Source organism: Rhodothermales bacterium, assembly GCA_041391505.1.
In the GTDB taxonomy this organism is placed as follows: Bacteria; Bacteroidota; Rhodothermia; order Rhodothermales; family JAHQVL01; genus JAWKNW01.
On the sequence record JAWKNW010000002.1, the window covers coordinates 242,581 to 254,686 of the forward strand.

Annotated in this window: 9 protein-coding genes; 5 read left to right on the top strand and 4 right to left on the bottom strand. The window is 65.9% G+C overall.

Annotated features, from left to right (window positions below; all coding sequences use genetic code 11):
- Window positions 1-11: 11 nt before the first annotated feature.
- Together R2834_03030 and R2834_03035 are read left to right on the top strand one after the other, a co-directional pair.
- Window positions 12-1,427 carry a deoxyribodipyrimidine photo-lyase gene (locus tag R2834_03030; protein MEZ4699279.1) on the top strand — a complete coding sequence of 472 codons (1,416 nt, stop codon included), beginning with the start codon at window positions 12-14 and terminating at the stop codon, window positions 1,425-1,427.
- A gap of 226 nt (window positions 1,428-1,653) precedes the next feature.
- The gene (locus R2834_03035) at window positions 1,654-2,127 is read left to right on the top strand and encodes a DUF2046 domain-containing protein (GenBank protein ID MEZ4699280.1); all 474 of its coding nucleotides are present in this window, start codon (window positions 1,654-1,656) and stop codon (window positions 2,125-2,127) included.
- An 84-nt stretch (window positions 2,128-2,211) separates the two neighbouring features.
- Here R2834_03035 and R2834_03040 read toward each other — a convergent pair whose 3' ends face one another.
- From R2834_03040 to R2834_03055, 4 genes are all read right to left on the bottom strand, one after another.
- Window positions 2,212-2,751, bottom strand: coding sequence for a GNAT family N-acetyltransferase (locus tag R2834_03040; GenBank protein ID MEZ4699281.1), 540 nt, complete (start codon window positions 2,749-2,751; stop codon window positions 2,212-2,214).
- A 231-nt stretch (window positions 2,752-2,982) separates the two neighbouring features.
- Entirely contained in the window at window positions 2,983-4,242 is a 1,260-nt protein-coding gene (locus tag R2834_03045; GenBank protein ID MEZ4699282.1) for a TolC family protein, read from the bottom strand.
- Window positions 4,242-7,379 (bottom strand): CusA/CzcA family heavy metal efflux RND transporter, encoded by a 3,138-nt coding sequence (locus tag R2834_03050; protein ID MEZ4699283.1) that lies wholly within the window; start codon window positions 7,377-7,379, stop codon window positions 4,242-4,244. Before R2834_03050 ends, R2834_03045 begins: the two co-directional genes overlap by 1 nt.
- 57 nt (window positions 7,380-7,436) lie before the next feature.
- Window positions 7,437-8,678, bottom strand: coding sequence for an efflux RND transporter periplasmic adaptor subunit (locus tag R2834_03055; protein ID MEZ4699284.1), 1,242 nt, complete (start codon window positions 8,676-8,678; stop codon window positions 7,437-7,439).
- 341 nt (window positions 8,679-9,019) lie between these two features.
- Here R2834_03055 and R2834_03060 point away from each other — a divergent pair, with 341 nt between their 5' ends.
- The 3 genes from R2834_03060 to R2834_03070 are packed head-to-tail and all read left to right on the top strand — an operon-like array spanning window position 9,020 to window position 12,057.
- Complete coding sequence (locus R2834_03060; protein ID MEZ4699285.1) at window positions 9,020-9,700, top strand: response regulator transcription factor; 681 nt, start codon at window positions 9,020-9,022, stop codon at window positions 9,698-9,700.
- Window positions 9,701-9,745: 45 nt separating this feature from the next.
- Entirely contained in the window at window positions 9,746-11,257 is a 1,512-nt protein-coding gene (locus R2834_03065) for a HAMP domain-containing sensor histidine kinase (GenBank protein ID MEZ4699286.1), read from the top strand.
- On the top strand, window positions 11,254-12,057 hold the full coding sequence (locus R2834_03070) for a phosphatase PAP2 family protein (protein ID MEZ4699287.1): 804 nt from the start codon (window positions 11,254-11,256) through the stop codon (window positions 12,055-12,057). Before R2834_03065 ends, R2834_03070 begins: the two co-directional genes overlap by 4 nt.
- The last annotated feature ends 49 nt before the right edge of the window (window positions 12,058-12,106 follow it).

Sequence of the window (12,106 nt, forward strand, 5' to 3'; positions counted from 1 at the left end):
CCGCCTCCCGCATGGCCTGTACGCTTGTCTGGTTTCGCCGCGACCTGCGGTTGACCGATCATCCGGCGCTCGAGCACGCGCTCCGCCGATCGCTCCCCGTCATCCCGGTGTACTGCTGGTCGCCCGAAGACGAGGCCCCGTGGCAGCCGGGCGCCGCCAGCCGGTGGTGGCTGCACCATGCCCTCGAGGCGCTCGGGGCACGGCTGGAAACCCTCGGCTCCCGCCTCATCGTGCGGCAGGGATCCGCCGTGGAGGTCATCCCCGCGCTGGCGCGCGAAACCGGCGCCACGTCGGTCTGCTGGCACGAACGTTTCGAGCCCGCGGGGCGCTCGGTGGACGACCGCGTCGCCGCGGCACTGCGCCATGCCGGCGTGGAGGCGTCGGTGCACAACGGCGTGCTGCTCCACAACCCGGACGCGGTGCGGACGGGGTCCGATATGCCGTATCGCGTCTTCACGCCGTTCTGGAAAAACCTCCAGCAAAACCTGGAGGTCGAGCGCCCGCTGCCGGAGGCGGTCTTCACGCCGGCGCACCGGCCGGACGCGTGGCCGGCGTCGGCGTCGATCGCATCGCTCGGGCTCCTCCCCACCATCCCGTGGGATCGCGGGTTCTACACGGCGTGGCAGCCCGGCGAGGCCGGCGCCCGGGAGGCGCTGGACCGGTTCGTGGAGGGCCCCATCGCAGCGTACGACAGCGACCGCAACCGGCCGGATCGCATCGGCACCTCGCGCCTCTCGCCGCATCTGTGTTTCGGAGAGATCAGCCCGCGCACCGTCTGGCACGCCGCGAGCGCGCGGCGCGCGGCGATGGCGGACGGCAAGCCGGCGCACGTCTTCCTCAGCGAGGTTGCCTGGCGCGAGTTCTCGTATCACCTGCTCTATCACTTCCCCCACACCCCGGAATCCCCGCTCAACACGCGGTTCGAGGCCTTCCCCTGGCGGGAGGATCCGGAAGCGCTCCGGCGCTGGCAGCGGGGTGAGACGGGCTACCCGATCGTCGACGCCGGCATGCGCGAACTGTGGACCACCGGCTGGATGCACAACCGGGTGCGCATGATCGTGGCGTCGTTTCTCACGAAGGACCTGCTCATCCCCTGGCAGGCCGGCGCGCGGTGGTTCTGGGATACCCTCGTCGATGCCGACCTCGCCAACAACACGATGGGCTGGCAGTGGTCCGCCGGCTGCGGCGCCGACGCGCAGCCGTTCTTCCGCATCTTCAACCCGATGAGCCAGGGGCGGCGCTTCGACCCGGACGGCGCCTACGTACGCCGCTGGGCGCCGGAGCTGGCGAAGCTGCCCGCCTCCGACATCCACGCCCCCTGGGAGGCCGCTCCCCTCTTCCGCCACGGGACGGGGTACCCGGATCCGATGGTCGACCATGCCGCGGCGCGGGACGTCGCCCTCGCCGCGTTCGAGCGGATCAAGTAGCCCCCGGCCGGGCAGCACCTGCCGGCGCGCGGCATGCCTTTCCCTGCGCCGCCGCGCCGGCCGGCGGCGAGGCGCCCCGCACGGGCCGGCGTAGCGAGGCGACGGGGCATTTCACACGGCCCATCCTATTTTTGGAACGCGTTTTGAGAAGGTAATCGGAAGAATCTTCCCCCCCGGTCCCCCCCGAAAAGATTCGCGTCTTACGATTCTCAAATCCCCATTCCTCATGGCCATGAACTTCCTGCGCAAGCTAGTATCTGCGGAAGCAACGCCGGCACAGCCTTCCGAAATCATCGACGGGACCGCCAGCTGCGAAGACCAATTGAATGCGTGTCGTACGGAGATCGAGCATCTCCAGGAGCAGAAAGAGCTGCATGCGCGCGCGCTGAAGGAAATGTATCAGTACCTCTGCAAACTCGATACGTCGTTCCGCGCCGAAAACAAGCGGTTGCAGTCGCAGCTGGAAGAAGAGCGGGAGCGCTCGAACCAGCTGATCGAGATTACCAAGGATCTCTGGGAGATCATCGAGAAGCTGGATGGAAACGGCGTATCGACGGCCGACCTGTTCCCGATCCCGAACGCCACCCGGCTTGCGACGAGTGCGCCGCGCCGCGACGATCCGGCGCCGGCCGTGCCGGAACGCGTCTCTGAGTTGCCCGAGCTGGAGGAGTTGATGGCGGTGGTCGAGCCGGGCGCCTGACCGGGATCGCCGGGCGCGCGCATCAGCGCGCCGACGGGATAAAAAAAAGCGGCCGGCTGTGGTTCGCCGGCCGCTCTCAAGCGCTTACTGCGTCAATTCCAGGGGCTTTTCTTCCCGCTCCACCTTCTGCTCGGCGGCTTTCCGCTCGCGTTTCTCCTCCTCTTCCGGGTCGTACAGCATCCCGGTACACAGGCACATCTTCTGCTCCGTGCGGGTCAGGATGTCGAAGTTCGGGCAGCTGCGGCACCCGTTCCAGAACTCGACATCCGTCGTCAGTTCCGAAAACGTCACCGGCCGGTAGCCGAGATCCGAGTTGATCTTCATGACGGCGAGGCTCGTCGTGATGCCGAACAGCTTCGCATTCGGATACTTCTCCCGGGAAAGCTCGAACGCGCGCTCCTTGATGCGGCGGGCGAGCCCGTAATTGCGGTACTCCTGCGCCACGATGAGACCCGAGTTCGCCACGTATTTACCGTGTCCCCAGGTTTCGATATAGCAGAAGCCGGCGAGCGCTTCGTCCTGCAGCGCGATAATCGCCTTGCCATCCTGCATCTTCTTCCGGATGTATTCCGGGTCTCGCTTGGCAATACCGGTCCCTCGCTTGCGCGCGGCGTCTTCAATCAACGAACAAATAGCTTCAGCCAGAGGGGCATGTTCTGGACCAGCAACCTGAATGGAAAATGTCATGGTCGTACTCTCGCTCTTTTCCACCGGGCCTTGCGAGCACGAGGCAGTCAGCGAAGCTAGATGAAAGGAACATGGAGCGTAAGTTAACGCATAGCCCACTTCAACGAGCATTCTTTCGTGGAGTTCGGGGAAGGAAAAAAATTCCCGGACGGCCGGCGCGGCCCCCATTCAGTCGACAAACACCAGATCCTGCTGCAGAAAGCGCTCGAGTTGCACGAGGTTGACGTAGTAGTTGCGGAGGGCCTCATAGTAGCGCGCCTGGGCCGCCAGATAGGTCCGCTGGGTGTCGAGCAGGGTGAGGAGATCGAGCTGGCCGAGCTGGTAGCCTTCGCGCGTCCGGGCGAGGAGATCGTCCGCCAGAGCCTGGACCGTATCGGCGTACCGATCGATGGTGAGTTTGCTCGTCTGGTACCCGTGCCAGGCGCGCTCGATGTCGCGCTTCAGCCCCAGCTGGATGTCCTGCCGGTTCCAGGCATCGTACTGCTCCCGCGCCCGGGCCTGCTGGATGGCGCCCCGGTTGTTGAGCGCGAACCAGAGCGGCACGGTGAACCCGACCTCGAAGGCCCGGTACCGGTAGCCGTTGCCGAAGTCCTGCGGCCAGTAGTTGATATGAAGCTGGGGCAGGGCCGCGCTGCGTTTCTCCTGGATCAGGATCCGCGCGGCGCGCACCGTCTCGTCGGCGCTGACGAGTTCCGGCTGCCCGGGCAGCAAGGCGATGACGTCTTCCTGCGAGATCTCCACATCCAGATAGGCCATCGTATCCGGAAACACGACGCCGTAAACCTGCTGGCCGGGGTCGATCCCGATCACCTGGTAGAGGCTGTACCGGGCGTCTTCGTAGAGCCGGAGCCGCTCCTCGAGCGTGCTGCGGGCTTCGGAAAGCTGGAGGTCGATCTTCATCTCGTCGAGTTCGGCGGCGGCGCCGACGGCGACCTGCGCCGCGACGGCATCCTTGAGCGACTCGCCCAGTTCGACGCCCTGCAGACCCAGATGGAGCAGCTCCTGGGCGTAGAGCACCTCGGTGTAGGCCGTCTTGACGCGGCTGCGCAGGTCGCGCCGGGCGGCCTCCAGCCCGAGGGACAGCGCCCCCGACTCCGTCCCGACGCGTTTGAGCCGGTAGTAGGTCTCGAGGGGGAAATCGATCGACTGCGCGACCACCCACCGCTGCTCGTTGTAGTCGCCGCCGCCGGTGGGGATGCCCTCGCGGGCGTAACTCACCTGGGGGGCGTGGACGCCGTAGCTGGCGAGGCGTTCGCCCGATTTGGCGTCGATCTCGGCGCGAAGCCGGCCCAGCGCGGGGCTGTTCTGTTCCGCCAGCTCGAGGGCGTCCTTCACCGTGAGCCATCCCGCCGGCTGCTGCGCCGCCGCGTCGCCGGCGAGCATCGCGAACAAAAGGACGGCCGTAAAACCCGTTCTAAGCATCGTCATCATTCCGCTACCGCGGCCGAATGTTTGCGGCCGCGAGGTTCGGGGGTATCCTCCCAGGGCTCTGTCGGGGCGTGGATCGCGCGTCCCTTCTCGAGCCAGTGATAGATCGTGGGCAGCACCAGCAAGGTGAGCAGGGTCGCCGTGATGAGGCCGCCGATCACGACGGTAGCCAGCGGCCGCTGCACTTCGGAGCCCGGGCCGACGTTGAACGCCATCGGGATGAAGCCGAGGCTCGCCACCAGCGCCGTCATCAGCACCGGCCGGAGGCGGTCCACCGCGCCGGCGATCGTCGCTTCCCGCACCCCCATGCCGCGCTCGCGCAGGCTGTTGAGGTGAGACAGCAGCACCACGCCGTTGAGCACCGCCACGCCGAAGAGGGCGACGAAGCCGATGCTCGCCGACACCGACAGGTACAGTCCGCGGACCCACAGCAGGAAGATGCCGCCGGAGAGCGCGAACGGGAGGTTCAGGAAGATCATCCACGCGTACCGCATCTGCCCGAAGGTGAGATACAGCAGCCCCAGGATGATCAGCAGCGCCAGCGGCACGACGATCATCAGGTGGCGCATCGCGCGCTGCTGCTCCTCGAAGGCGCCGCTGTACTCGATAAAGTTGCCGGCGGGGATGTTCACCTTCTCCGCGATCGCGTCCTGCAGGTTCGACACATAGGTCCCGATGTCGATATCCTGGATGTTGATGCCCACGATCACGCGGCGCCATCCGTTTTCCCGCGCGATTTCGCGGGGGCCTTCCTCGGCCTGGATCCGGGCCACGCGGCTGAGCGGGATGTTGTCGCCGCCCGGCAGCGGCACCGGCACGTTCATGATGTCCGCAAAGCTCGCCCGGATGGCTTCCGGGTAGCGGATCACGATGTCGAAGCGGCGCTGCCCCTCGAACACCTCGCCGGCCGCCTGCCCGCCGATGCCGGCCTCGATGATGCGCTGCACCTCGTCGACGTTGAGCCCGAACGAGGCCACCGCCGACCGGTCGATCTCGATGTTCAGATACGGCTGGCCGACGGTCTGTTCGACATAATAGTTCGCCGTCCCGGGCAGCGACGGCAGCACCCCGCTGATGGCGTCGCCCACCTGCTGGAGCACGTCGAGGTCCTCGCCGAAGACCTTGACCGCCACATCCGACTTGACGCCGCTCGTCAGCTCGTCGACGCGCATGGCGATGGGCTGCGTGAAGTTGTACGCGAGGCCGGGTTCAGACTTCAGGTAGGGCTCGATCTCTTCCGCGATGCGTTCCTTGGTGACGCCGGCGCGCCATGCCTCGCGCGGTTTGAGGATGATCCAGACGTCGGTCTGATGCACGCCCATCCAGTCGTTCGCGAGGTCGGAGCGGCCCGTCTTGGGGACGACCGTCTGGATCTCGGGGATGTTGGCCATCAGCTTGCCGGCGAACCAGTTCGCGTTCTCCACCGACTCCTCGAGGGTGACGCTGGGCATGCGCACCTGTTCGACGAGGATCGACCCCTCGTCCAGCTCCGGCAGAAACTCCGTGCCGAGCATCGGCATCAGGATCAGCGCCGCCACCAGCACCGTCAGCGCCCCGCCGAAGATCACGAACTTGCGGTCGAGGAACGTCTCCAGGAAGCGCTGATACAGCGGGCGCAGCCATTCCATGAGGTAGTTGCGCCGGACCCGGATCCCTTTGCGGAACACGATGGCCGCCATGGCGGGGATGTAGACGAGCGCCAGCACAAGCGATCCGAGCACGGCCGTGGCCACGGTGATGGCCATCGGGCGGAACAGGATGCCTTCCATGCCCTGGAACGTGACGATCGGCACATAGACCAGGAGGATGATGAGGACGCCGAAGAAGATGGGGCGCGCCACTTCGCGGGCCGACTCGCGGAGGACCTCCGCCACCGGCCGGCGCTGGTTCTCCTGTAATCGGTGCACCATATTCTCGATCATCACCACCGAGCCGTCCACCACCATCCCGAAGTCGATCGCGCCGAGGCTCATCAGGTTGGCCGCCAGCCCGAACTCGCGCATGCCGATAAACGCGAAGAGCATCGAGAGGGGGATGACCGAGGCCACGAGCAGCGCGCCGGAGATTTCGCCCAGCATGATCAGCAGCACGACGATGACGAGCATGCCGCCTTCGACCAGGTTCACCTCGAGCGTCCCCGTGGTGCGTTCGATGAGATCGGACTGGTCGTAGAACTTCTCGACGGTCACGCCCTGGGGCAGGCCGGCGTTGATCTCGTCGAGCTTGGCCTCGACGTCGCGGATGACTTCGCGGCCGTTGCCGCCGCGGAGCATCATCACGATGCCCGTCACCACCTCGCCCTCGCCGTTTTGCGTCACGGCGCCCTGCCGCAGCTGCCGGCCTTCCTTCACCGTGGCGATGTCGCGAACGTAGATCGGGCGCTCGCCGCGCCGCGTGACCACCACCTGCTCGATATCGCCTGTCTGCCCGATCTGACCGAACCCGCGGATGATGTACTGCTCGCGGTTGTGGGTCAGGTAGTTGCCGCCCGAGACGCTGTTGTTCTGCTCGATGGCGTCCATCACCTCCTTCAGCCCGATGCCGTAGGTCCGCATCCGATCGGGCGAGACGATGACGTCGTATTGTTTGACGTACCCGCCGAAGGCCGTGATTTCCGTCACGCCGGAGACGGTCTTGAGCTGCGGCGCGACGAGCCAGTCCTGGATCGTCCGCAACTCGGTCAGCGAATAGTTGTCGCCGCGTACCCGGTACTGGTAGATCTCGCCCAGCGCGGTCGAGATGGGACCCAGCTGCGGCGCAGAGACCCCCATCGGGAGGACATCCGCCACGCTCTGCAGGCGCTGGCTGACGAGCTGCCGGGCGAAGTAGATGTCCGTCGACTCGTCGAACTCGATCGTCACGGCCGAGAGGCCGAACTGGGAGATGGAGCGGACCTCGCGGACTTCCGGAAGACCGTTCATCGCGGTTTCGATCGGGAAGCTGACGAGTTTCTCGACTTCGAACGGCGAGTAGCGGCCGGCCTTCGTGATGACGAGCACCTGAACCGGGGTGACATCCGGCAGCGAGTTGATCGGCAGGTTGAGCAGCGCCGATACCCCGCCCAGCGCGATGATCAGCACCAGTGAAAGCGCCACGAACTTCTGGCGCAGACTAAAATCGATGATCTTGTTTAGCATCGGACCGATGGGACAGCTGGCGGAACGCCTGGTGGAAAGGCTGGAGGATGGACGGGGCTATTCTTCGCCGAATTGCTCGAACCGGCTCAACGCCTTCAGATTGAACACCTGGGTCGTGGCCACTTCCTCGCCTTCCCGCAATCCCTCGACCACCTGGGCGCGGTCGTCCGTCAGCCGGCCGAGGGTGATGATGCGCTGCTCGAACCCGTTGTCGCCGGCCTTGACGAAAACCGACGCCCGGTTGCCCTCATACAGAACCGCTGCCAGCGGCACCGACAGCGTGTGGGGGGCGCTCTGCGCGCGGATGTCCACCTGCACGGCCTGGCCGGGACGCGGCCACCCGTTTTCGGTGGCGGCGAGGATGTTGGCGATGACCGACCGGTTTTCTTCCCCGAGGGCCGGATTGATCGTGGCGATGCGGGCCAGCAGCCGGCGCCCCTGCGCCTCGACGCTCTGGATGGACACGGTGTCGCCGGACTGGATCAGTTCGGCTTCCTCCGGCGGCACGAACCCGCGGATGAGGACGTGCGCGGGGTTGACCAGGCTCATCATCTGCTGATAGGCCGTCACCGACTGGCCGAGATCGATATCGTGCTGGTCGATGACGCCGGTGATCGGCGCGCGGACGGCCAGCATCGGGCCGGCGCCCGTTTCTTCGGACCAGCCGGCGACCGTCTCCGGCGAGATGCCGAGGGCGGAGATGCGGGCGTTGGCCGCGCTGTATTCGGCTTTGGCCCGGCTGAGATCCGCTTCCGTTTTCTCCAGCGTATTCTGCGCGGCGATCTTTTTCTCCACCAGCTGCTTGAGGCGTTCGGCCTGCTGCTGCTGGTAGCTCAGCTCGGCGCGGGCGCGCATCACGTCGGCCACCAGGCCGGCGTATTCGAGGCTTTCGAGTTCGAGCAGAATCTGCCCCTGGCGCACGGCTTCGCCCTCATGGGCATGAATCCGGACGATACGCCCGCTGATCGGCGCGCTGACGAGCGCAAAATGTTCGGGAGCCGGCAGCACTTCGCCCGGCACGCGCAGCGAAAAAGGCATCGCGGAGGCCGAAACGGCCTCGGTGCGCACGTCGAGCTGGTCGACCTGCCGCGCGTCGAGACGCACCAGGTTGGTCGCGGCGACGGCCTCCATCTGAAGCGACGGAGGCACCTCCACGGCCGCGGCCACCGGTGGCGGTTCGGGGTCGCCGCAGCCGCTGACGACCAGCACGAGTCCTGTAAACAGCCCCAGGGCCGGACGAAGGAAGGGCAAGCGCGCGCCGGTAGCCGGCGCCTTGCGGGACACAAGACAAATGGACATGACGGGGTCCTGTAAAAGCTAGCACTGACCAGGTAAGCGCGCGCGCCGGGAACGGGGGCGGGACGCGCCGGCGATGGGCTGATGCACCACCCTACCGGCAACAACGGGTACGGGCACATACATCGGACGCCGAGGAGCGGAGGATGGCCCGCGGTTCACCTCGGCATCGCCAACAGGTCTATGGTACGTCGCAACGGTTTAACAGAACCACCCCTAACATGAGAAGACCATGAGTATCACGCGCATGAGAACTCCATGAGAATGGACCTCTATCGTTAGCGATATCATGAAAGCGGCGGGTATTTTGGGTAGTATGACGGCGAAGCACCACTAATATGTCTATGAAAATACTGCTCGTGGAAGACGAGCCGCGCGTCGCGGCGTTTGTTGAACAGGGTCTGAGCGAAGAGGGGTACGACATCACCTGGGCTGCCGACGGCGAAAAAGCGCTGTCGAAAGGGCTCGAAGGGACGTACGATCTCGTCTTGCTCGACGTACGGCTTCCCGACATCTCCGGCATCGAGGTGTGCCGCCAGCTGCGCCTCGTTTCGCCGGCGCTCCCCATCCTCATGCTCACGGCGCTCGACGCCGTGGAGGATCGCGTCGCCGGGTTGCGCGCCGGCGCGGACGACTATCTCCCCAAGCCGTTCGCCTTCAACGAACTCCTCGCGCGCATCGAGGCGCTGCTTCGCCGCGCCCGGCTGGCTCCCGGGGCGCAGGCGCTCCGCGAGGGATCGCTCGTGCTCGACCCGATCACCCGCACCTGTTCGTCAGGAGGCACCCCCTGCGAGCTAACGCAGAAAGAATTCGATCTTCTGGCGTATTTTCTTGCCCGAAAGGAACAGGTGCTCAGCCGGGAGGATATCCACCGGGACGTCTGGGGGCACGATTTCGACCGGGGCACCAATCTGATCGATGTGTACGTCGGATATGTCCGGCGCAAGTTGCAGGACGCCGGCAGTGCCGCCCGCATCGAGGCCGTCCGCGGCATCGGGTATCGGTTTCTGCCGAACCCGGACTGATCGCCGGGCCGGCACCGCGTCACGCTATCTTATAGAGAACATCCGTTGAGCACGTCATCGACAGACCGAGCCTCCCGTCGCAGCACCTTTCGGCGCCGGCTTGTCCTGTCCCAGGGCCTCGTCCTCGCCCTCGCCTTCCTCATCATCGGGGTGCTGTGCTGGCTGGCCACCTTCGGCTGGCTGCATTACCACGCCTGGACGCTCCTCGAGGAGGAGGCGCAGGAGATCAATTTCCATATCGTCGGCCTCGACGGCGAGCTGGCGCCCGAGCGCTACGCCTGGTACGAGCCGCACCACCTCTACCGGGAGCCCCGGCTGGACCCGTACTTCGCCCAGGTATTCGACCTCAGCGGCGACGTCATCCACGCGTCCAGCAATACGCGGCTGTTCCTCGCCCCCTTTCCGGACACCCTGGTCACCTACAGCACGTCGGCTTTCGGCACCTTCAGCGTGCTGAACACCCTCACGATCGACGACTCCCAGCTGTATTTCGGCAACTACCCCATCATCGGGCGCAACGGCCGGAAGCTCGGAACGCTGCAGATCGCGCGGTACGAACCCAACATCCCCGGGCGGCTGAAGGAGATCGCGGTCGGGCTTTCGATCGGCCTGATCGTCCTGCTGTTTCTCCTGCTCTTCCTCACCGACCGCGTGGCGGTCCGCGCCCTGGGGCCGCTGACCTCGATCACCCGCTTCGCCAACGCGCTTTCGCCGAACCGGATGGACGAGCGCATCCCCATCCCGGCGGAGGCCGACTGGGAGACCACCCGGCTCGCGGAGACGCTGAATGCCCTGCTGGATCGGCTCGAAGGCGCGCTGGAGAACATGCGCCGGTTCACGTCGAATGCCGCGCACGAGCTGCAGACGCCGCTGACGGTCCTGCGCGGGCATGTCGAGATCTCGCTGCGCCGGCCGCGGACACCCGAGGCGTATCAGGCGACGCTCCACACCCTGGCCGGCGAGATCGACGGCATGAGCCGCACGATCCGGAGCCTGCTTACGCTGGCCAGGCTCGAGCGCGGCCGCGTCGTCCTGGCCGGCGGTTTTTTCGACCTCTCCGAACTGATTCGGGAAGAGACCGTCCCCTTCGCGCGGCTGGCCAGGGAAAAAGGGCTGAGCTGGACGGAAGACCTCCAGACGCCGGCCCTGATGAAGGGGCATCCCGACCTCATGCGGGATGTGATCCGGAACGTCCTCGAAAATGCCCTGAAGTTCACCCAGAAGGGCGGAATCGCCGTCTCGACGAAAGTCGACGGGGATCGGATTGCGTTTACCGTGAACGACAGCGGCATCGGGATCGATTCCGAGTCGCTTCCCTTTGTCACGGAGCGCTTCTTCCGGGTGGAGTCCGCGCAGGGCGCCGGCAGCGGGCTGGGCCTGTCGCTGGTGGACCAGATCGTGGCGCTGCACGACGGGTCGCTCGAGATTTCGTCCCGACCGTCGGTGGGCACCACGGTGCGCATCCATTTCCCGCGCATGCCCGATGACCCGACGCCGTCCGGGGATGCGCATCGAGACGTCACCCATCCCCCCGAACCGCACCCCTCCCTGGCATGAAGCAGTACATCTACGCCGGCGGACGGACGCGCGCATGGGTCGTGATGGGTCTTGTCGTGATGCTTTTCGGCGCGGGGATGCCCGCGCAGGCGCAGCGGGCTGACCTCCGGCGCTACGTCGACTGGGGGCTGCGCGACCCGATCCGCCTCGCCCGCATGCCGGACCGCACGTCGGCCTATATCCTCACGGGGGCGCTCGTCGTCGTCGGCACGATCAGTCTGGTGGATGCCGGCATCACGGACGAGGTGCAGGAAGGGTATCGCGGGGCGTTCAAGACGTACACCGATTTTACGAACAATTTTGGCGGGCCGTACGCCGTAGCCCCCGTGGCCGGCGTGCTCGGCGTGTCGCTGTTGACCAGAAATCGCCGGTTTCAGGACGCCGCCTTTACGTCGGCGCAGGCCCTGGGGTATGCCGGCCTGCTCACGATCGGTATCAAAGCGGTAATCGGCCGGCACCGGCCGGCGGACAGCGACTCGCCGTACGTTTTTACGCCGTTTTCGGGCGATACCTCCTTTCCTTCGGGCCACACGACCGCCGTCACGGCGATACTCGTCCCCTGGGCGCTCTACTATCCGCACCCGATCACCTGGGCGCTGGTCGGGTTCGGCGCCGGCGGGACGGCGCTGGCGCGCATCGCCAAGAATCGGCACTGGGCTTCCGATGTCGCCATGGGCGGCTTCATCGGGACGACCATGGCGATCAGCCTATCCCGGCTTCATCACCGCTTCGACGACCGCCCGATGCCCGTCCAGGCACGGCTCGGACGCGACGGAATGGCGCTTACATTCACTTTCTAATCGGACTCTCACGCAGTTCTCATCGGTTCGTGCGCATCTTATCCGGTGG